Here is a 21114-nt window from a genome sequence, read left to right on the forward strand (position 1 = left end):
GATCGTTCCCACGCTCTGCGTGGGAATGCCGCCTGGGACGCTCCGCGTCCCGTCGGTTAGTGCGAGGTTCGAATCACACGCAGTGGTGACGCGGAGCGTCACGGGATGCGTTCCCACGCGGAGCGTGGGGACGAGCTCGACACCGACATGATCGTTCCCACGCTCTGCGTGGGAATGCCGCCTGGGACGCTCCGCGTCCCGTCGGTTAGTGCGAGGTTCGAATCACACGCAGTGGTGACGCGGAGCGTCACGGGATGCGTTCCCACGCGGAGCGTGGGGACGAGCTCGACACCGACATGATCGTTCCCACGCTCTGCGTGGGAATGCCGCCTGGGACGCTCCGCGTCCCGTCGGTTAGTGCGAGGTTCGAATCACACGCAGTGGTGACGCGGAGCGTCACGGGATGCGTTCCCACGCGGAGCGTGGGGACGAGCTCGACACCGACATGATCGTTCCCACGCTCTGCGTGGGAATGCCGCCTGGGACGCTCCGCGTCCCGTCGGTTAGTGCGAGGTTCGAATCACGCGCAGTGGTGACGCGGAGCGTCACGGGATGCGTTCCCACGCGGAGCGTGGGAACGAGCTCAACGACTCAAAACACCGACCATCCAATCCGCTCACTCAACAACTCCAGCGCCTTCATCCCCGCCAGCGAATTCCCCGCCGCATTCAACTCCGGCGACCATACGCACACCGTAAACTGCCCCGGCACGACGGCGACGATCCCGCCACCCACCCCGCTCTTGCCCGGCAAACCCACGCGATAAGCAAAGTTACCCGCCTCGTCATACAGCCCGCTGGTGGCCATGATCGAGTTGACCTGCTTGGTCTGGCGTGCGGTCAGGATCTGCTCGCCGCTGTGGGCACTGGTACCTTCGTTGGCCAGGAAGCTGAATGCCTTGGCCAAATCCAGGCAGCTCATCTGCAGCGCGCAATAGTTGAAGTAACTGTGCAGCACGGCGTCCACGTCGTTGTGGAAGTTGCCGAAGGATTTCATCAGGTAGGCCATGGCCGCGTTGCGGGCGCCGTGTTGGGCTTCGGAGTCGGCGACGATGCTGTTGACCAGGATCTGCGGGTTGCCCGACAGGCGTCGTACAAAGTCCCGCATCGACAGAATCGGCACGGCAAACCGCGATTGGTTGATGTCGCAAATCACCAGCGCACCCGCATTAATAAAGGGGTTGCGTGGGCGGCCGCGTTCGAATTCCAGCTGTACCAGCGAGTTGAACGGTTGCCCGGAAGGCTCATGGCCCAGGCGTTCCCAGATGGTTTCACCGCCGTGATCGATGGCTTGGACCAGGCTGAAGACCTTGGAAATGCTCTGTACCGAGAACAGGGTGTGGGCATCACCGGCGCAGTAGGCCGAGCCGTCGTTGCCGTATACCGCAATGCCGAGTTGGTTGGCGGGCACGTCGGCCAACGCGGGGATGTAGTCGGCGACTTTGCCGAGGCCGATCAGTGGGCGTACTTCGTCGAGAATCGACTCCAGCAGCGCCTGCATGTCTTGTCCTGTCATCTTTCTTGGAATCGGTGATAAGCGGGGCGCGGAGAATACCTGAAATGCCTGTGGCAAGGGAGCTACCCCCACGCCACAGGCCAGCCGGCATGCCCTCAAAAATGCGCCACATCCGACACCTCTTCATCCAGCACATCCCGCGCCAGCGCCCAGGCCCGGTCCCTGGATTCCACCACCAGCAACGGGTAACCCCAGGCCTTGCCGAATGTCACGGTAAACGGCTTGAGCGCCAGGCGCTTGGCCGCGCTGGGTTCCACCTGGATCATGCCTCTGACGAACGCCTGCAGCGCCGGCTTGTTCTTCTTCATCCAGAGGGACGCAAGCTTGCGCTCTTCGTGGGAGTGCGCATAGTTGTTCTCGTCCACGGCTTTTTCGTGCAGCAGCAGGAACGGTTGCCGGCGGGCGAGCAGGCCTTCGAAAACCAGGAAGGCATCCTCCGGCCCGCCATCGTTGGGGGCATCGAAAACGATTTTGACGATGGGAAATGTTGAACTGTCGAGTCGCATGGCATTGCTCCTTAAAACTCACCTTAATGAGAGTGACTCTCATCATAGAGCGCCAGGCACTGGACGGCATTGCACAGAATAGCCAAACTATTTCGCAATTCAGCCAATGTGCCAAGCCCGCCATGAGACACCACCGCCTTGATATGCACGACCCTTCGATGTCCAGGGACGCCGACATTTTCCCTCGCGCCGTGGTGGGAGTGGGCGCCAGCAGCACCTCGGTCACCTGGGAACATCAGCAGCATGCCCACCGCAAAGGCCAGTTGATGTACACCTTGCGCGGGGTCATCCACTGCGAGATCGAAGCGGGTATCTGGATCGTGCCGCCGCAGTGCGCCCTGTGGATTCCCGGCGGCACCTTCCATGCGGCACGCGGGTCGGGTGAAGCGCAGATCTATTGCCTGTTGATCGACCCCGACGCCGCCCATGCCTTGCCTGAGCAGTGCTGCACCCTGGCGGTGTCGCGGCTGTTGCACGAGCTGATCAGCAAGGCGGTGAGTTTCCCGCCGCTGTACGACGTCGACGGTGCCCAGGGGCGCCTGATCAATACATTGCTCGACGAACTGGCCGAAGCGCCCATCGAAGACCTGCACCTGCCCATGCCCCAGGACGTGAGGCTGCGCCGCCTGGCCGACAGCCTGCTGGCTGATCCCGCCGACAAATCCAGCCTCGGCCAATGGGCCATCCGCATCGGCATGAGCGAGCGCAGCATGACGCGGTTGTTGCTGGAGGAACTGGGTTTGAGTTTTGGTCGCTGGCGCCGCCAGTTGCACGTGATTCTGTCCCTGCAACGCCTGGCCAAGGGCGACAGCGTGCAAACGGTGGCGCTGGACCTGGGTTATGAAAACGCCAGTGGCTTTATCACCATGTTCCGCAAGGCCGTGGGCCAGCCGCCGGCGCGTTACCTGGCCGACCGCATGGGGGCCGGCGACAATGCCGAGCAGCCGAGCATTGCGCTGGCGGATGCGCCTGCCTGACACCGATAAAATGCAAATTACTGATAAATACAATAAAGAGTAATTCTACTTTTTAATGATTAGGTTAGAACCAATCGGCATTTTACAAGGCGCGCTCCCCGCCCTACTTTTGACCCGGATAACCGACCCCTTGCCCGGTGGAGGTGTTGAACCCCAACCCAACAAGGAGTGACCATGAGCATCGAATTCATCGGCTATATCGGCGGCCATCACGCCTCCGAAATCCACCCGCGCAGCGGCCCGGTGCTGCAACCCGAGTATGTCGAAACCGTGGCCCGCGCCCACGAGGAGGCGGGGTTCGACCGCGCCCTGGTGGCCTTCCATTCCAACAGCCCGGACAGCACGCTGATTGCCTCCCATGCCGCCAGCGTCACTCGAAAGCTGCAGTTCCTCATCGCCCATCGCCCGGGCTTTGCCCAACCCACACTGGCCGCTCGCCAGTTCGCCACCCTGGATGTATTCAACGGCGGACGCACCGCCGTGCATATCATCACCGGCGGCGACGACCGCGAACTGCGTGCCGACGGCAGCCATATCGGCAAAGATGAGCGCTACGCGCGCACCGACGAATACCTGAGTGTGGTGCGCCAGGAATGGACGAGCGAAACACCCTTTGATTTCGCCGGCACCTACTATCAGGTCGAAGGCGCACACTCCTCGGTGAAGTCGCCGCAGCAGCCGCATATTCCGTTGTACTTTGGCGGCTCTTCAGCGGCGGCGATCGCAGTGGCGGGCAAACATGCCGATGTGTATGCGCTCTGGGGTGAAACCTACGAGCAGGTGCGCGAGACCGTGGCCCAGGTGCGTGCGGAAGCGGCCAGGTACGGCCGCACGATTCGCTTCAGTCTGTCGCTGCGGCCGATCCTCGCCGAAACCGAAGAGGCCGCCTGGGCACGTGCCGAAAGCATCTTGCAGCAGGCCACGGCGTTGGCCGAGCAGACTGGCTTTGTACGCCGCGAACCCCCGAATGAAGGCTCCCGTCGGTTGCTGGCGGCGGCCGCACAAGGGGCACGACTGGACAAGCGCTTGTGGACCGGGATTGCCGGTTTGCTCGGCGCGCAGGGGAACTCGACAGCGTTGGTGGGCACGCCTGAACAGGTCGCCGAAGCCTTGCTGGATTACTACGATCTGGGCATTACCACGTTCCTGATCCGTGGGTTTGATCCGCTCAATGATGCGATTGACTACGGCAAGCGCTTGATCCCCCTCACCCGTCAGTTGGTCGCGCAACGAACGCAGCAAGTCGCGTAAGACATAAAGCCCGGAGGGGCTGGTTCCCGATGGCGGTGTATCAGTCACCCGATGTATGACTGATACACCGCCATCGGGAGCAAGCCCCCTCCCACATTTTGATATTCACTTAGCTTAAAGATCAGTTCTTGTAGTCGGTATCGCTGCGTTCCAACTGCCGGATCAACGCGTTCCAATGCCTCGCCACGCCCGGGCCTTCACCGTTGCTGAACACCTTGGCCTGTTCCTCCACCTTGGCCACCACCTCTGCGGGCGGAAATATCAGTTCCTCATTCCCCGCCGCCTGCGCCGCGATCTGGATATTGCACGCACGCTCCAAGCTTTGCAGTTGCTGGAACGCATGCTCGACACTCACGCCAGCCGTCAGCAGCCCGTGATTACGCAAGATCATCACACTCTTGTCGCCCAGGTCCGCCACCAGCCGCTCGCGCTCGTCCAGGTCCAGCGCCACGCCTTCATATCCGTGGTACGCCACGCGCCCGGAGAACGCGATGGAATGCTGGGAAATCGGCAGCAAGCCATTCTTTTGCGCCGACACCGCAATGCCGTCGCGGGTGTGAGTGTGCAGCACCGCCTGCAAATCCGGCCGTGCGCCGTGGATCGCGCTATGGATCACGTAGCCGGCGTAGTTGATGCCCAGCCCCGTCGGGTCGTCGACAAGGGTGCCATCGAGGTCGACCTTGACCAGGTTAGACGCGCTGATTTCATCGAACAGCAAACCGAAGGCATTGATCAGGAAATGCTCATCCGGCCCCGGCACGCGGGCGGAGAAATGCGTGTAGATGTGGTCGGTCCACTTGTACAGCGCCGCCAGGCGATAGGCCGCGGCCAACTTGACGCGTACCTCCCACTCTTCTGGAGTCACGCGTTGACGAACCGTGTTGGACACGCTGGAGATAGAGGTGACGCTGCTCATGGCAAACTTCCTGGATGGCCTTAAGGACGTCCAGGCAGCCTAGGGGATGCCGAAAAATAATAAAAAGCACATTTTAATCTAAGCTAATTATTATTATTTTTCATATCAGGCCGCTGCTCGGATTTTCTGCAGCGAGGCCGCCACCCACTTGCCGAACGCATCCACCGGCCCCTGCAAGTTGCCCAGGAAGTGCGGATAGATCAGCCACAGATCCATCACCGGCTTGAAATCCTTGAGTGGCATCACCGCCAATTGCTCGCGGTGAGCGCTGCGCTCCAACAAGGGACGCGGCACCAGGCCCAAGCCCAGGCCATCCGCCACCAGGCCCAGTTGCAGCTCGGTGCCGAAGGTTTCCAGGTTCACCCGCAACGCCAGGCCCTGGTCGGACAAGGTGCGCTGCAAACCGGCGCGAAAACCACAGCCATCAGGGTTGAGAATCCAGCCGCTCTGGTACACATCCGCCAACTTGCCCGGCTTTTTCGGCAGTTGGGCCTTGGCGCACACCACCACCAACTCCATCTTGCCGATGGACTCGCCGACGATGTTGTCAGGGAAGATCTTGCCCGCCGGAAACAACGCGGCCGCGGCATCCAGTTCGCCACGTTCGATCTTGCCGACCAACTGGCTACCCCAGCCGGTGGCGACCTGGGCCCGCAGGTCGGGGTAGTCGCTGCGCAACTGCTTGAGCGCGTCCAGCAACACCACGTCGCCGAGGGTCTGCGGCACGCCCAGGCGCAACACGCCGGTGGGCGGTGCGTCGGTGGCCACCAGTTCGCGCAGGGCATCCATCTCACGCAGGATCAACCGGCATTGTTCATAAACCCGGGTGCCGATCAGCGTAGGCTTGAGTGGCTTGGTGTTGCGGTCGAACAGCTCCACGCCCAGCGCCTGCTCGAAGTTCTGCACGCGGCGGGTGATGGCCGGCTGGGTCAGTTGCAACGACTCGGCGGCGTGGCTGATGGACTGGCAACGAATCACTTCGACAAAGGCATCGATATCGTCAATTTTCATTTGGGCCGCACATAGAGAAGCGTCATTAAGATGTGTGGGAAGCATAGTTGCAGGCGCGTTGCCTGGATAGCCCAGGCTGTAATCAATAACGTCTAACGCTATTCGGACCAGTTCTAAATTACCTTCAGCTATAAGCTAATCATTAATAAATAGCATATTAAGCTCAGATATTATGCTTATATAAAACCATCACCAGCGACCACAGGATGGAGTTGTCATGACCCAGGCCAAGCACCCCGAGAGACTCAGAGCCTTCATAGGCGCCCTGGCGGAATTGATCGACGGCCACCCTCGCGAAGGCGACTTGCTGCACCGGGGTGGCAAGCTTCTGGCATCCCTGGTCAGCCATGATGACTGGCTCCCTGATGACTTCGCGCAACCCGACCCCGAGCGCTATCAGCAGTTTTTGCTGCATGCCGATTCGCGCCAGCGCTTCAGCATCGTCAGCTTTGTATGGGGGCCGGGGCAAAGTACACCGATTCATGACCATCGGGTGTGGGGGTTGATCGGTATGTTGCGCGGCGCTGAGTATTCCCAGGGGTTCGAACGCGCCGCCGATGGCAGCCTGAAGCCCGCAGGCAAGCCGATTCAATTGGTGCCAGGCCAGGTCGAGGCGGTGTCGCCCAAGGTCGGCGATATTCATCAGGTCAGCAACGCCTACCGCGACCAGGTGTCGATCAGCATTCACGTGTACGGCGCCAACATCGGTGCCGTGCGCCGCGCGGTGTACCAGCCCGACGGCAGCGAGAAACTGTTTATCTCCGGTTACTCCAACGCCTTCCTCCCGAACATCTGGGATTTGTCCAAAGAAAAGAGCCCTGCCCTATGAGCACCGTATCGACTGCAAGCTTCGCCCGGATTCGCCAGGCCCTGTCGGACCGTGAAGAAGTCGCCCTGATCGACGTGCGTGAAGAAGCGCCGTTTGCCGAAGCCCACCCGTTGTTCGCCGCGAATATCCCGTTGTCCAAACTGGAGCTGGAGGTGTATTCGCGTATTCCACGGCGCGATACCCCGGTCACCGTCTACGACAATGGCGAAGGCCTGGCCGCCCGCGCCGCCGAGCGCCTGGTTGCGCTGGGCTACACCCAGGTCAGCCTGCTCGACGGCGGCCTCGACGGTTGGCGCCGGGCCGGTGGCGAGTTGTTTATCGACGTGAACGTGCCCAGCAAAGCCTTTGGCGAACTGGTGGAAAGCGAACGCCATACGCCGTCGCTGGCCGCCGAAGACGTGCAGGCCCTGCTCAACAGCCAGGCCGATGTGGTGGTGCTCGACGCACGCCGCTTCGATGAATACCAGACCATGAGCATCCCCACCGGTATCAGCGTACCGGGTGCCGAACTGGTACTGCGTGCCCGCGAGTTGGCGCCCGATCCCGCCACGCGCATCATCGTCAACTGTGCCGGGCGCACCCGCAGCATTATCGGCACCCAGTCGCTGATCAATGCCGGCGTGGCCAACCCGGTCTCGGCCCTGCGTAATGGCACCATCGGCTGGACCCTGGCCGGGCAGAAGCTTGCCCATGGGCAGTCACGCCGCTTTGCGCCGACCAGCGAAGAGCATCGCCAGGCAGCAGCCCAGGCGGCACGCCGCGTCGCCGACAAGGCTCGCGTCGGCCGCGCCACCTTGGCAGACCTGCACCGCTGGCAGCAGCAACCCGCGCGCACCACTTACCTGTTCGATGTACGTACCCCGGAAGAATTCGAAGCCGGCCATCTACCGGGCGCACGCTCCACGCCGGGTGGCCAGTTGGTGCAGGAAACCGACCATGTCGCCAGCGTCCGCGGGGCGCGTTTGGTACTGGTGGATGACGATGGCGTGCGCGCCAATATGTCTGCATCCTGGCTCGCTCAAATGGGCTGGGAGGTGCATGTGCTGGATGATGTGCAAGCGTCCGATCTCAGCGAACAAGGTGCGTGGGTCGCCCCCGTACCTGCGCCGCCCCAGGCCGAATTGATCAGCCCTCACACCCTCGCCGACTGGTTGGACCAGGGCGATACCGTGGTACTGGATTTCACCGCCAGCGCCAACTACGTCAAACGCCATATTCCGGGGGCCTGGTGGGTACTGCGCGCACAATTGCCCCAGGCCCTGGCCAAGGTGCCCAGCGCCCAACGCTACGTATTGACCTGTGGCAGCAGCCAATTGGCGCGCCTGGCAGTGGCTGAAGTCGAGGCCATCACCGGCAAGCAAGTGTTCCTGCTGCAAGACGGCACCGCTGGCTGGATCAATGCGCAACTGCCGCTGGAAGAAGGCGAAACCCACCTGGCCTCACCGCGTATCGACCGCTATCGCCGACCGTATGAGGGCACCGACAACCCCAAGGAAGCCATGCAGGCGTACCTGGATTGGGAGTTCGGCCTGGTGGCGCAATTGGCGCGTGACGGCACCCATGGGTTCTATGTGATCTGAGCCCACCCTCACTGGGCTTTCGAAATCACATCCGTCATGTACTGATTCAAGTCGCGAAAGTCCTTAACCCCCCAAGCGAACGGCGCAATCTTGACGCCGTTCTCTCGCAAAGTCCTGGGAATCAGGTCGCCATTGGGGCGAAGGATGACCGACGCGACGATAACGCCCGGGTAATCACTGAGGCGCTTCTTGAAAGCGCGGGTGGTGAGATCGGGCGTGGGCGGCGTGCTTTTATTGGCCAGCGGCCCCGTTCCCTTGATATCGGCGCCATGGCACATGGCGCACCTCTGGAAATAGAGGTTCTTGCCATTGGCATTCTCCGCGCAGGCGAGTGATGTTTGCGCCAGCGCTAAAAGCCCCAGCGAAGCGATGAATAGCGTGTTCAACGGCATGGATATCCTTATTGTGCGAGTCCCTGGAAAGCTTCGGATTCTGCTTCGGGGCATCCTCGCATGCAAGGCTCACCTCCCTCCATGACACGCCACGCGTGCCGACAATAAATGCACTTTAAGAATATTTACAAACTCAAATAATCACTTTTTTTAATAATTAACATATAACCAAAAAGAACTTCACAGCAGGTTTTTATGGGAATAACGTTAACTCCTCACCGACCCCTTCTCCAGGCGGAGGTAGCCGAACCCTTATTCTGATCTGCCTGGAGCCTGCATCCCATGGTCTTGACCCTCGTCTTCAAACGCCTGCTGCTGGGCACCGCCTTGACCCTGGGGCTGGCTGGCATAGTCGCCGCCGCCGACCTGCAACCCCTGCGTGTTGCCAACCAGAAATCCACGATCAAGGCGCTCCTGGAAGCCTCCGGCGAAACGCGCAATGTGCCCTACGCCATCCAATGGTCGGAGTTCCCCTCCGCCTCGCCTTTGGGTGAAGCGCTGAATGCCGGCGCCGTGGATGTCGGTGCGCTCGGCGATGCACCGTATGTGTTCGCCCTGGGGGCCGGTGCGTCGCTCAAGGTGGTCAGCATCATCCACGCCGAAGGGCGTAACACCACTGCCCTGCTGGTGCCCAAAGACTCGCCGATCAAGACGGTGGCCGACCTCAAGGGCAAGAAGATCGTCACCGGGCGAGGCTCCATCGGCCATTACCTGGCGATCAAGGCCCTGGCCGGTGCCGGCCTGACCACCCAGGATGTGCAGTTCATTTTCCTGCTGCCCAGTGAGTCCCGCCTGGTGCTGGATAACGGTACGGTCGACGCCTGGGCCACCTGGGATCCCTACACCACCGTGGTCACCTCGCAAAGCCAGGCCCGCGTGCTGGTCAGCGGCAATCGGTTGCTGAGCAATCACCTGTACTTCGCGGCGACCAGCCAGGCGATCGCCGACAAGCGTGTACAACTGGACGACTTTGTCGCTCGCGTCGACCGCGCCTATGCCTGGGCCAACGCGCACCCTGATGCATACGCCGCCGCCCAGGCCAAAATCACCGGCCTGCCGTTGGCCGTGCATGTGGAAGTGGCCAAAGACACGCACCTGAGCCCGGTCGCCATCGACGACTCGGTGATCAGTGGCCTGCAAGCCACGGCCGATACCTATCAGAAAGAGGGCCTGCTCCCCCGACGCATCGACGTCTCCCAGGGGTTCGACAGGAGCTTCAACGCCACCCGTTTCCCCACTTCCCAAGCCTCGCGCTGAGCCAGGAGCCGCACATGAGCAAGCCACGTCAATTCAAGCCACGCCATTTGAAACTGGGCGCCATGGTCCATGGTGTCGGCCACGGCTGGGGCGAATGGCGCCACCCGCAGGCGCAACCCAATGCCAGTACGAATTTCGGCTTCTACCAGCAGCAGACCGCGCTGGCAGAACGTGCCAGGTTCGACTTTGTATTTATCGCCGACAGCCTGCACATTCATGCCAAATCCAGCCCGCATTACCTCAACCGTTTCGAGCCGCTGACCCTCCTCTCGGCACTGGCGGCACAGACCACCCATATCGGTTTGGTGGCGACGGTGACCGTCAGCTACACCGAGCCCTTCCAGGTGGCGCGCCAGTTTGCCTCCCTGGACCATATCAGCGGCGGCCGTGCCGGCTGGAACGTCGTCACCTCGTGGCTCAGCGGCACCGCCGACAACTTCGGCAAAGCCGAGCATCCGCCGCATGCCGTGCGCTACCGCATCGCCAAGGAACACCTCAACGTGGTCAAGGGCCTGTGGGACTCCTGGGAAGATGACGCCTTTGTCTATGACAAGCACAGCGGCGAGTTTTTCACCCCAGGCAAGCTGCATGCGCTGAACCATAAAGGCGAGTTTTTCTCGGTCAAAGGCCCGCTGAACATCGCCCGCTCGAACCAGGGCCAGCCGGTGATTTTCCAGGCGGGCACCTCGGAAGACGGGCGTAACTTCGCCGCACAGCATGCCGATGCGATTTTTGTGCATGTGGAGAGCCTCGAGGATGGCCTGGCCTATACCCAGGATCTGAAGCGGCGCGCCGAAGGCTTTGGCCGCGATGCCGACAGCCTGGCGATTCTGCCGGGCATCCGCCCGATCATCGGGCGCGATGCCGCCGAGGTGGAAAGCCGCTATCAGCAGGCTGTCGATCTGGTCTCCGTAGAAGACGCCATCGTCGCCCTCGGCCGCCCGTTCAACGACCACGATTTCAGCCAATACCCGCTGGACGCCGCCTTCCCGGAGCTCGGCGACCTGGGTTCCAACAGCCAGAAAGGCGGCTCCGACCGCATCAAGCAATGGGCCAGGGACGAGGGCCTGACCCTGCGCGAAGTGGCGCTGCGCTTCTCACGGCCCAAGCGTGATTTCGTCGGCACTCCGGAGCAAGTTGCCGATGCGATCCAGACCTGGTTCGAGGCCGGTGCCAGCGACGGCTTCATCATCAATTCGCTCCTGCCGGACGGCTTGCAATCCTTCACCGAATGGGTGGTGCCGGTGCTGCAACAACGCGGGTTGTTCCGCACCGAGTACAGCGGCCATACATTGCGCGACAACCTGGGCCTGCAAGTACCAACCAACCGCTACACCGAAGCCTCGTAGTGAGCGGGCTTGCCCCGCGCTGGGGGGCAAAGCCGCCCCAACAAGGACGCCGTGGTGGTTCAGGAATACCGAGGTGACCGGATTTAGGGCGGCTACGCCACCCAGCGCGGGGCAAGCCCGCTCACTACAACCATTTCAAGCGAGTACAGACTCATGACTCAACCGTCCTTGCGTTCCGTGGAAGTCGCCCATTTCGATGCCCTGCTCGAGCGTCTCAGCGCCGAGCTGGCCAGCACTGCGCATCGGTTTGATGAAAGCGGCGCCTTCCCCCACGCCAACTTCAAGCTGTTGCACGAGCACGGCCTGGTCGCCCTCACCGTGCCCAAATCCCTGGGCGGTGGCGGCGCCAGCCTGCCCCAGGCGCGCAAGGCCATCAGTGCGATAGCCAAGGGCGAGCCCTCCACCGCGTTGATTCTGGTGATGCAATACCTGCAACACACACGCCTGCAAGACAGCAAGACCTGGCCCCAGCACCTGCGTGTCCAAGTCGCAGAAGAGGCGGTGCGCAACGGCGCGCTGATCAATGCGTTGCGTGTAGAACCCGACCTGGGCACCCCGGCCCGTGGCGGCCTGCCATCCACCACCGCGGTACGCAGCGCTGACGGCTGGCGCATCAGCGGGCGCAAAATCTACTCCACCGGCAGCCATGGCCTGAGCTGGTTCAGCGTGTGGGCGCGCAGTGACGATACCGACCCGCTGGTGGGCGCCTGGCTGGTGCCAAAAAACAGCCCCGGCGTGAGCATCATCGACACCTGGGACCACCTGGGCATGCGCGCCACCTGCAGCCATGAAGTGGTGTTCGACAACGTGCTGGTGCCGTTGGACCACGCGGTCAGCGTCAGCCCCTGGAGCGCGCCGCAACCCGAGCTGGATGGCGAAGGGTTCCGGTGGATGGCGGTGTTGTTGTCGTCGGTGTACGACGCCGTGGCCCAGGCCGCACGGGATTGGCTGGTTACCTGGCTGGAAGAACGCAAGCCATCCAACCTTGGGGCGGCGCTGGCCACCCTGCCACGGTTCCAGGAAACCGTCGGGCATATCGACACGTTGCTGTTCGCCAACCGCAGCCTGTTGGACGCTGCGGCCGAAGGGCACACCCCGGCCACTCACGCGGCGCAGTTGAAGTACCTGGTGACCCACAACGCGATCCGTGCGGTGGAGCTGGCCATCGAAGCCTCGGGCAACCCCGGCCTTTCACGTCATAGCCCGCTGCAACGGCACTATCGCGACGTGCTGTGCAGCCGCGTCCACACCCCCCAGGACGACGCCGTGCTGCAAGGCGTCGGCAAAGCCGTGTTCGCACAACGTCAGAAGGAACGCGCATGAGTCAGGTGATTATCGCCAGCCAGCTGGACGAAGACTTCAACGCCGTGATCCGCCAGCGCCTGGTCACGCTGCACCCGCAAGCCCAGGTCATCGGTGTACCGGTCGGCGTGCCCAGCGACCTGCCGCCCCAGGCCAATGTCCTGCTGCTGCGCCCGATCAACGTGCGTGGCTACACCGCCCCCGACACCCCGCCGCCCGGCTGGCCTTACGGCGTTCAGTGGGTACACCTGGTGTCCTCGGGTATCGACTTCTACCCCCAGTGGCTGTTCAACGGCCCGCCGGTGACCACCTCACGCGGCAGCGCCGCCGATAACCTCGCCGAGTTCGCCCTGGCGGCAATCTTTGCTGCGGCCAAACACTTGCCGGATATCTGGGTGAAGGATGCCCAGTGGCAGTTCACCGCACTGCGTCCTCTCAAGGGCACCACGTTGGGGATCCTGGGGTTTGGTGCGATTGGCGAACGCCTGGCGCAAAAGGCCCTGGCCCTGGGGATCAACGTCGTGGCGCTACGTCAAAGCCAGGCACCGTTCAGTTCGGGCGTGGAAACCGCCAAGGATATCCATGACCTGTTCGCCCGCGCCGATCACCTGGTGGTAGCCGCACCGCTGACCGAAGCCACGCGACATGTCATCAACCGTGAGGTCCTGGGGAGCGCCAAGCCGGGATTGCACCTGATCAACATCGCACGGGGTGGTTTGCTGGATCAGGAGGCACTGCTCGAAGCGCTGGATAACGGTCAGATTGGGCTGGCATCACTGGATGTGACAGAACCGGAGCCGTTGCCGGAGGGTCATCCGCTGTACAGTCATCCGCGCGTGCGCTTATCGCCGCACACCTCGGCGATTTCCACGCGCAGCCAGCATGAGATCGCCGACGCGTTCCTGGCCAATCTGGAGCGTTACCTGGCTCAGCAAGCACTCCACAACCGGGCCAATTAACAACCGCCGGCGAGGCGCTCGCGTAGAAACTCCACCAGCGCCTGCACCGGCCGCGAACTTTGCCGGTGCTGCGGGTACACCGCCGACAGAGTCAGGGGGTCGGGGGCGTACTCATCCAGCAGCGTCACCAGCCGCCCGTCCTTCAAGGCATCGGCGACGATAAAGGTCGGCAGGTAGGTGACGCCCATTCCGGCGATGGCTGTGTCGCGCAGCAGCTCGCCATTATTGACGCGCATACGCCCGCTGACATTCAGCGACTGCAACTTGCCCTTGGCCTGGAAGCGCCACTGCACCTGGCGGCCATGGCCGTAGGGCAGGCAATCGTGGCCGGCCAGGTCTTCGGGCTTTTGCGGCGTACCGCGCACGGCCAGGTAGTCGGGGCTGGCGCAGTACACACGCTGCACGCTGGCGATGCGCCGAGCGATCAGGGTGGAATCCTCCAGGGTGCCGATGCGCAACACGAGGTCATAACCCTCGCCGATCAGGTCGACGGGGCGGTCGCTCAGGTCGACTTCCACCGAGACATGCGGGTGACGTTGCAGGAACAGCGGCAGCAGGCAACCCAGGTGCGCCATGGCAAATGACAAGGGCGCACTCAGGCGAATAGTGCCGCGTGGTTCGCTGTTCTGGCCGGCGATGCCCTGCTCCACCTGCTCGACTTCACTGAGCAGGCGCAAGGCGGATTCGTAGTAGCTCTGGCCCAGCGGCGTGACGTCGAGGCGGCGGGTGGAGCGGTTGAGCAGACGCACGCCGAGGCGGTCTTCGAGCTGGATCAGGCGGCGGCTGACAAATTGTTTGGACAGGCCCAATTGCTCGGCGGCGGCGGTAAAGCTGCCGGACTCCATGACCTGGCAGAACAGGCGCATGTCTTCGAAGGGGTTCATTGTCGCTTCTCGGTGGACATTTCCGGGTTTATAACACGCCCTGACTGATCATTCCCACGCGCTGCGTGGGAATGCAGCCCTTGGACGCTGCGCGTCCGCAATGCAGGTCGTGACGCGGAGCGACACGGGAGGCATTCCCACGCGGAGCGTGGGAACGATGGGGATGGGTTACTTGGCGGTGAAGGCCGAGTAGCTGTTCATCAGGTTGCGGTAGTTGGGGATGCGTGGCGACAGCAGGTTGGCCAGGCCTTCCATGTCGTTGCGCCAGTCGCGCTGAAGCTCGCAGGCCACGGCGAACCAGTTGACCAGTTGGGCACCGGCGGCGGTCATACGTGCCCAAGCCGCTTGTTGCACGGTTTCGTTGAAAGTGCCGGAGGCATCGGTGACCACGAATACCTCAAAGCCTTCTTCCAGCGCGCACAGGGTCGGGAACGCTACGCACACGTCCGTCACCACACCGGCAATGATGATCTGCTTGCGGCCGGTCGCCTTCACTGCCTTGACGAAGTCTTCGTTGTCCCAGGCGTTGATCTGGCCAGGACGGGCGATGTACGGCGCGTCCGGGAACAGTTCTTTCAACTCTGGAACCAGCGGGCCGTTGGGGCCGCTTTCGAAGCTGGTGGTGAGGATGGTCGGCAACTTGAAGAACTTCGCCACATCGGCCAGGGCCAGTACGTTGTTCTTGAATTCGTTGGGCGAGAAATCCTGCACCAGCGAGATCAGGCCGGTCTGGTGATCGACCAACAGTACAACGGCGTCATCTTTGTTCAAACGAGGGCTAGCCATGGTTCAACTCCTTACGGGGGTTTGGGTAATCAGAATGCAAAGCACGAGCAGCCGAACGCACCCCAGAAACCCTGGAAGTCGCTGACCGGCACGCTGGAAAGGCGCGCTTTTTCGTGGCTGTGGGAATGCACGCCGCAGGGGCCGCTGCATTGGTGGACCTGGGCCTGCAACGGTGAACCCGGGCGCCAGTGGCCCGGCACCTTGACCACCGGCGACCAGTCCGGCAGCACCGGCACGCGCGGCGGTGCGTAATCTTCGAAGTCGCCGGCGCCGTACACCACCTTGCCGCCGACGACGGTGAGCACCGATTCGATCCACTTGATGGCTTCTTCATCGACGCTGAAAAAGTCGGCGGACAACGCCGCGACGTCCGCCAATTGCCCGACCTTGATCTGCCCCTTCTTGCCTTGCTCGGACGAGAACCAGGCGCTGCCATGGGTGAACAGTTCCAACGCGGTCAGACGCGGCAGGCCCTCGGCATGCAGCGCCAGGCCACCGACGGTGCGGCCGCTGACCATCCAGTACAGCGAGGTCCACGGGTTGTAGCTCGACACCCGCGTGGCGTCGGTGCCCGCGCCTACCGGTACGCCTTCGGCGAGCATGCGCTGGATCGGCGGCGTGGCTTCGGCGGCCTTGGCGCCGTAGCGCTCGACAAAATATTCGCCCTGGAACGCCATGCGGTCCTGGATGGCGATACCGCCACCCAAGGCACGTACACGTTCGATGTTCTGCGGCGTGATGGTTTCGGCATGGTCGAAGAACCACGGCAGGCCATTGAACGGAATATCGCGGTTGACCTTCTCGAAGACGTCGAGCATGCGCGAGATGGATTCGTTATAGGTCGCGTGCAGGCGGAACGGCCAGCGCTGCTCGACCAAGTGGCGCACCACCGGTTCCAGCTCCTGTTCCATGGTCTGCGGCAGGTCGGGACGCGGTTCGAGGAAGTCTTCGAAGTCGGCGGCCGAGAACACCAGCATCTCGCCGGCCCCGTTGTGGCGCAGGTAATCATCGCCCTGGTGCAACTTGACGCTGCCGGTCCAGTTCTTGAAGTCGCTGAGTTCTTCCTTGGGCTTCTGGGTGAACAGGTTGTAGGCGATGCGCACCGTCAACTGTTCGTCCTTGGCCAGTTGCTCGATCACCGCGTAGTCATCGGGGTAGTTCTGGAAACCGCCGCCCGCGTCGATGGCGCTGGTCAGGCCCAGGCGATTGAGTTCATGCATGAACTGGCGGGTGGAGTTGACCTGATATTCCAACGGCAGTTTCGGCCCCTTGGCCAGGGTCGCATACAGAATCATCGCATTGGGCCGGGCCACCAGCATCCCGGTAGGGTTGCCGTGGCTGTCGCGCACAATCTCGCCACCCGGTGGATTGGGCGTGTCCTTGGTGTACCCGGCCACGCGCAATGCGGCACGGTTGAGCAAGGCGCGGTCGTACAGGTGCAGCACGAACACCGGGGTGTCCGGTGCGGCCTGGTTGAGTTCGTCCAGGGTCGGCATGCGCTTTTCGGCGAACTGGAATTCGTTCCAGCCACCGACCACGCGTACCCATTGCGGCGTGGGCGTACGGTCGGCCTGGTCCTTGAGCATGCGCAAGGCATCGGCCAGGGACGGCACACCTTCCCAGCGCAACTCGAGGTTGTAATTGAGCCCGCCACGAATCAAGTGCAGGTGCGAGTCGTTAAGCCCCGGAATGACTGTGCGGCCCTTGAGGTCGATGACATGGGTGCCGCTGCCACGCAGGGCCATGGCTTCACCATCGGTGCCCACGGCGACGAAGCGCCCCTGGCTGATGGCAACGGCGGTGGCACGCGGGTTTTCACGATCCACGGTGTGGAACTGGCCATTGAACAAAATCAGATCGGCGTTCATAGGGTTTCCTTTACAGAGGCTTCAAGCCAGGGAGCGAACAGGCGGGTGGCCGCCGGCATCAGCAGGTAGACCACCAGCAGAACGATGGTCAGGGTGATCAGGAATGTGGCGACGACGTAGTTGGAGAGCAGCGGATGCAAGCGCAGCACCGGGCCCCAGATGATCGGCACCAGCAGGGTCAGCGGCAGGATCACACACAGGGTGACGACCGCCTGCTTCCAGCGCGGAGGCTTGGCGGCGGTGTCGGCCAGGGGGGAGAACCAGAACTCGTTGGCCGAGCCGACTTCGGTGCGGTCGCCGTCGGCGAGCATCGGTGCGGCCTGGTTGATCAGCTCCTGACGCTCGGGGGAGTCCAGCCAGTGCTTGAGGTCATCGGCCGAGCGATAGCGCAACACGCAGGTGAACAGCGCCAGGGCGTCCTGCTTGCTGCGCACCACATCAACGCCGAGGTGGCCCGGGCGCTCGCCGGCAATGCGCACAATGCGTCGCAGCCAGGCTTCGTAATCGGCTTCAAGCCCCTTTTTCACGCGGTGTTTGACCACCAGGGTCACGACCTCATCCGGCCCGCCTTGCGCTGTTGAGTCCATCGTGTTTTTCCTCTGGGTACTTGAATATTGGCAGTAGTGTGCAATGCGCCGATCCGCAAAAATTGCACGTATGTGCTCTGCGCAAGAGATGCTTGCAGCGCTCTACACGGGGGCTGCATTCACCGGTAAGGTAGGCAGGAACCCGCGCCCATCGACCATGGAGATCGATCATGGCTCAACCCGTTACCACCACCGGAATGCTGTGCCCACAGCGCGAACAGAGGGTCAAACAGTTGATCCTCGCCAATCTGTCCGGGACGCTGGACGTGACGGAACTGGCCCGCGCCTGTGAACTGTCGCGCAGCCATTTCTCCCGGGCCTTCAAGCGCACTACAGGTGTAGCCCCCCAGGAATGGATCCGCCAGCAACGCGTCAAGCAAGCCAAGCGGCTGATCGCCGTCTCCGGCCTGAGCCTGACGCAAATCAGCCAGGAATGCGGGTTCTTCGACCAGGCGCACTTCTGCCACCTGTTCAGCCGTATCGAAGGGGTGAACCCGATGACCTGGCGCAGACTTCAACTGCGCTATCGCGATTACCTCAGGGCGGCTCAGCGGGCAATCGTCAACTGTAGCGGGACAGTTATTCAAAATTCAGCTTCTTAATCAACCTATCGCTAACCAGTAACCTTCTCCTCACACCGAAGCCCTGCATCGTGCAGACCGCTTCTTTTGAGGAGAACATCCCATGCTGACCCTTCGCAAAGCCTCGGAACGCGGCGCCGCCAATCACGGTTGGTTGAAGTCGTTCCACACCTTCTCATTCGCCAATTACTGGAACCCCCAGGAGCAGGGTTTTTCCGACCTGCTGGTGATCAACGATGACCGCGTCGCCGCCGGCAAAGGCTTCGGCCAGCACCCGCACCGCGACATGGAGATTTTCTCCTATGTGCTCGAAGGCGCCCTGGAACACAAGGACACCCTGGGCACCGGTTCGGTGATCCGCCCGGGTGACGTGCAACTGATGAGCGCAGGCAGCGGCGTAGCCCACAGCGAGTTCAACCACAGCCAGAGCCGGGGCGTGCACTTCCTGCAGATCTGGATCGTGCCGGAGGTGGTCGGCGCCAAGCCGCGCTATCAGCAAGAGCACTTCAGCGAGGCGCAGAAACGTGGGCGCTTGCAGTTGATCATCTCGCCGGATGGCGCCAAGGGTTCGCTCAACGTGCGCCAGGATGCCCGGGTCTATGCGGGCCTGTTCAACGGTGACGAAAGCGCAACCCTCGATCTGGCGCCGGACCGCTACGCGTACATCCATGTGGCACGTGGCAGCCTCGAGATCAATGGGCAGCGCCTGCAGGAAGGTGACGGCGCACGCATTCGCGATGAACGCCAGATTCGCCTGAGCCAGGGCACTGACGCCGAGGTGCTGGTGTTTGACCTGCGCCCTCAGGAACTGCCGCAGATGCCATGACCGGCCCTGCGATGGCCCGTGAGAACGGGCCATCGTTGGCATCGATAGTCACCATCAGCGCAATGAAGTTCTCTTGAAAAATCCAACGCGTAACATCAAACCCATACCCAGCAGCACCCAAACCCAACACTCGGAGCACACTCTCATGAAACGCCAAATCTTGCTTAGCCTCGCTTTCTCGGTACTCGCCGCCAATGCTTTTGCTCACCCCGTTGTCGCTGAAGGCGGCGCGGATCGCCTGATGGATAGCCGTGTAGCCGAAAGCGGTGCTGACCGCCTGCTGGAACGCCGCGTAGCTGAAGGCGGTGCTGATCGTCTGCAACAACGTGGTCTTGCTGAAGGCGGCGCGGATCGTCTGCAACAACGTGGTCTGGCCGAAGGCGGTGCGGATCGTCTGCAACAACGTGGCCTGGCCGAAGGTGGCGCTGATCGTCTGCAACAACGTGGCCTGGCCGAAGGTGGCGCGGATCGTCTGCAGGAACGTGGCCTGGCCGAAGGTGGCGCTGATCGTCTGCAGGAACGTGGTCTGGCCGAAGGTGGCGCTGATCGTCTGCAAGAGCGTGGCCTGGCCGAAGGTGGTGCCGACCGTCTGCACAGCAACAATGCCTGACCCCGCGCTGTTGGCGGGAACCCCAAACCGGCCTGATCAGCCGGTTTTTTTTCGTCTTCGATTAATGCAGGTTGCGCTCCAGCCAAAGCACCGCCTTGCCGATCTGCTGCCGTGCTTCGATGCGTTCATGCACTTGCTTGACCGTTTCCAACGTGTAATGCCCTTCGATCTCCACCGTCAGCGAGCCCTCCAGCATTGCCGCGAACACCGCGTTCGCCCGTCGTTGCACGGTAGGACCATCGGCCATATGGTCGGCCAGCCGCGGTCGTGTCAAAAACAATGAACCGGCCTCCCCCAGCTCCATCGGATCAAGGTCCGTCAGCGAGCCGGAAACATTGCCGTAGTTGACGATCAAGCCACGGGTACGGCATGCCCTGAAACTGTCGCGCAAGGTGGTTTTACCCAGCGAATCAAATACCACGTCCACCCCGCGCCCATCGGTGGCCTCCAGCACCCGCTCGGCAAATCCGTCATAGGTCCAGGCGTGGTGAGCCCCCCGCTCCAGGGCAATCGCACATTTTTCAGCGGTGCTACCGGTCGTGAACACGGTCGCGCCGAGTCGACGCGCCATCTGCACCAGCCATTGACCGATGCTGCCGGATGCCGCGTGGATCAGGCAGGTATCACCGGCTTTCAGCCGCGCCACATCCTCGATCAGGTAATGGGCGGTGCTCCCTTGAAACATCGCTGCAGCCGCCTGATCGAAAGGGATCGCGGTGGGAATCTGTGCCACTTTGTCGACAGGCACACAGGCGTACTCGGCATAGGCTCCCCAGGCGATACACCAGGCTACGCGGTCACCCACGTGCAAATGGCTGACGTCGGCCCCCACTTCTACCACCACACCCGCGCCTTCCATGCCCAGTGTGCAAGGCAGGCGCACCGGGTAGGTCGCTGACCTGGCGTATTTGCCCTGGCGGGTATGGATATCCATGAAATTGATGCCCGCACAGGCAACCTGCACCAACACATGCCCAGCGATGACCTGGGGTTTGGGTACGTCATGGCGCAGTTGGGCCACTTCAGGGCCGCCGTAGGTGTGCAGGGTGATGGCTTTCATGGGGAACAACTCCGTTTGCAGTAGGAAGCGCCCATGGTAAAAGGACGCTATCAGACTGAAAATTCCCC

Annotated in this window: 21 protein-coding genes; 11 read left to right on the top strand and 10 right to left on the bottom strand. The window is 62.2% G+C overall.

The window, feature by feature from the left end; all coding sequences use genetic code 11:
- Positions 1 to 591: 591 nt before the first annotated feature.
- Complete coding sequence (gene glsB / locus ACQRBT_RS24775) at positions 592 to 1500, bottom strand: glutaminase B (protein WP_090371624.1); 909 nt, start codon at positions 1498 to 1500, stop codon at positions 592 to 594.
- Positions 1501 to 1610: 110 nt separating this feature from the next.
- Entirely contained in the window at positions 1611 to 2021 is a 411-nt protein-coding gene (locus ACQRBT_RS24780; protein ID WP_104993417.1) for a hypothetical protein, read from the bottom strand.
- A 122-nt stretch (positions 2022 to 2143) separates the two neighbouring features.
- Between ACQRBT_RS24780 and ACQRBT_RS24785 the strand changes: the two genes are divergently transcribed.
- Both ACQRBT_RS24785 and ACQRBT_RS24790 read left to right on the top strand, forming a co-directional pair.
- On the top strand, positions 2144 to 2998 hold the full coding sequence (locus tag ACQRBT_RS24785) for an AraC family transcriptional regulator (protein ID WP_412046782.1): 855 nt from the start codon (positions 2144 to 2146) through the stop codon (positions 2996 to 2998).
- A 174-nt stretch (positions 2999 to 3172) separates the two neighbouring features.
- Complete coding sequence (locus tag ACQRBT_RS24790; RefSeq protein WP_412046781.1) at positions 3173 to 4249, top strand: LLM class flavin-dependent oxidoreductase; 1077 nt, start codon at positions 3173 to 3175, stop codon at positions 4247 to 4249.
- Between the two features lie 121 nt (positions 4250 to 4370).
- Here the strand turns inward: ACQRBT_RS24790 and ACQRBT_RS24795 are convergent, their stop codons facing one another.
- The gene (locus ACQRBT_RS24795) at positions 4371 to 5165 is read right to left on the bottom strand and encodes a class II aldolase/adducin family protein (RefSeq protein WP_104993415.1); all 795 of its coding nucleotides are present in this window, start codon (positions 5163 to 5165) and stop codon (positions 4371 to 4373) included.
- Between the two features lie 105 nt (positions 5166 to 5270).
- Positions 5271 to 6176, bottom strand: a complete 906-nt coding sequence (locus ACQRBT_RS24800) for a LysR family transcriptional regulator (RefSeq protein ID WP_060755301.1) — start codon at positions 6174 to 6176, stop codon at positions 5271 to 5273.
- A 217-nt stretch (positions 6177 to 6393) separates the two neighbouring features.
- Here ACQRBT_RS24800 and ACQRBT_RS24805 point away from each other — a divergent pair, with 217 nt between their 5' ends.
- Positions 6394 to 7005 (top strand): cysteine dioxygenase, encoded by a 612-nt coding sequence (locus tag ACQRBT_RS24805; protein WP_060755302.1) that lies wholly within the window; start codon positions 6394 to 6396, stop codon positions 7003 to 7005.
- Positions 7002 to 8585, top strand: coding sequence for a rhodanese-related sulfurtransferase (locus ACQRBT_RS24810; protein WP_412046780.1), 1584 nt, complete (start codon positions 7002 to 7004; stop codon positions 8583 to 8585). The genes ACQRBT_RS24805 and ACQRBT_RS24810 overlap by 4 nt, the downstream gene beginning before the upstream one ends.
- Before the next feature lie 8 nt (positions 8586 to 8593).
- Here the strand turns inward: ACQRBT_RS24810 and ACQRBT_RS24815 are convergent, their stop codons facing one another.
- A complete protein-coding gene (locus ACQRBT_RS24815; RefSeq protein ID WP_060755304.1) occupies positions 8594 to 8977 on the bottom strand; it encodes a c-type cytochrome in 384 nt (127 codons plus the stop codon).
- A gap of 282 nt (positions 8978 to 9259) precedes the next feature.
- On the opposite strand from ACQRBT_RS24815, the gene ACQRBT_RS24820 reads away from it, so the two are divergent.
- The 4 genes from ACQRBT_RS24820 (at position 9260) to ACQRBT_RS24835 (ending at position 13844) form a co-directional block, all read left to right on the top strand.
- Positions 9260 to 10234 (top strand): ABC transporter substrate-binding protein, encoded by a 975-nt coding sequence (locus tag ACQRBT_RS24820; RefSeq protein WP_104993412.1) that lies wholly within the window; start codon positions 9260 to 9262, stop codon positions 10232 to 10234.
- A gap of 14 nt (positions 10235 to 10248) precedes the next feature.
- Entirely contained in the window at positions 10249 to 11583 is a 1335-nt protein-coding gene (locus tag ACQRBT_RS24825; protein ID WP_412046779.1) for an LLM class flavin-dependent oxidoreductase, read from the top strand.
- A 153-nt stretch (positions 11584 to 11736) separates the two neighbouring features.
- Complete coding sequence (locus ACQRBT_RS24830; protein ID WP_412046778.1) at positions 11737 to 12906, top strand: acyl-CoA dehydrogenase family protein; 1170 nt, start codon at positions 11737 to 11739, stop codon at positions 12904 to 12906.
- Positions 12903 to 13844: a D-isomer specific 2-hydroxyacid dehydrogenase family protein gene (locus ACQRBT_RS24835; RefSeq protein WP_412046777.1), complete on the top strand. Its 942-nt coding sequence runs from the start codon at positions 12903 to 12905 to the stop codon at positions 13842 to 13844. Before ACQRBT_RS24830 ends, ACQRBT_RS24835 begins: the two co-directional genes overlap by 4 nt.
- On the opposite strand, the gene ACQRBT_RS24840 is transcribed toward ACQRBT_RS24835, so the two are convergent.
- From ACQRBT_RS24840 to ACQRBT_RS24855, 4 genes are all read right to left on the bottom strand, one after another.
- A complete protein-coding gene (locus ACQRBT_RS24840) occupies positions 13841 to 14728 on the bottom strand; it encodes a LysR family transcriptional regulator (protein ID WP_060755309.1) in 888 nt (295 codons plus the stop codon). The two genes, ACQRBT_RS24835 and ACQRBT_RS24840, sit on opposite strands and share 4 nt — an antisense overlap.
- A gap of 168 nt (positions 14729 to 14896) precedes the next feature.
- Positions 14897 to 15514, bottom strand: coding sequence for an isochorismate family cysteine hydrolase YcaC (gene ycaC / locus ACQRBT_RS24845; protein WP_060755310.1), 618 nt, complete (start codon positions 15512 to 15514; stop codon positions 14897 to 14899).
- Between the two features lie 29 nt (positions 15515 to 15543).
- A complete protein-coding gene (locus ACQRBT_RS24850) occupies positions 15544 to 17382 on the bottom strand; it encodes an amidohydrolase (RefSeq protein WP_412046776.1) in 1839 nt (612 codons plus the stop codon).
- Positions 17379 to 17969 carry an antibiotic biosynthesis monooxygenase gene (locus ACQRBT_RS24855; RefSeq protein WP_060755312.1) on the bottom strand — a complete coding sequence of 197 codons (591 nt, stop codon included), beginning with the start codon at positions 17967 to 17969 and terminating at the stop codon, positions 17379 to 17381. Before ACQRBT_RS24855 ends, ACQRBT_RS24850 begins: the two co-directional genes overlap by 4 nt.
- Positions 17970 to 18139: 170 nt before the next feature.
- On the opposite strand from ACQRBT_RS24855, the gene ACQRBT_RS24860 reads away from it, so the two are divergent.
- The 3 genes from ACQRBT_RS24860 to ACQRBT_RS24870 all read left to right on the top strand — a co-directional run bounded on the left by ACQRBT_RS24860 (position 18140) and on the right by ACQRBT_RS24870 (position 19986).
- Positions 18140 to 18571 (top strand): helix-turn-helix domain-containing protein, encoded by a 432-nt coding sequence (locus ACQRBT_RS24860; protein ID WP_104993406.1) that lies wholly within the window; start codon positions 18140 to 18142, stop codon positions 18569 to 18571.
- 82 nt (positions 18572 to 18653) lie between these two features.
- Positions 18654 to 19376, top strand: coding sequence for a pirin family protein (locus tag ACQRBT_RS24865; RefSeq protein WP_104993405.1), 723 nt, complete (start codon positions 18654 to 18656; stop codon positions 19374 to 19376).
- Between the two features lie 145 nt (positions 19377 to 19521).
- A complete protein-coding gene (locus ACQRBT_RS24870) occupies positions 19522 to 19986 on the top strand; it encodes a hypothetical protein (RefSeq protein ID WP_104993404.1) in 465 nt (154 codons plus the stop codon).
- A 61-nt stretch (positions 19987 to 20047) separates the two neighbouring features.
- On the opposite strand, the gene ACQRBT_RS24875 is transcribed toward ACQRBT_RS24870, so the two are convergent.
- Positions 20048 to 21046, bottom strand: coding sequence for a quinone oxidoreductase family protein (locus ACQRBT_RS24875; protein WP_090371650.1), 999 nt, complete (start codon positions 21044 to 21046; stop codon positions 20048 to 20050).
- Positions 21047 to 21114: the final 68 nt, after the last annotated feature.

Origin of the sequence: Pseudomonas sp. R19M (genome assembly GCF_050312585.1) — a bacterium.
Taxonomy (GTDB): Bacteria; Pseudomonadota; Gammaproteobacteria; order Pseudomonadales; family Pseudomonadaceae; genus Aquipseudomonas; species Aquipseudomonas palleroniana.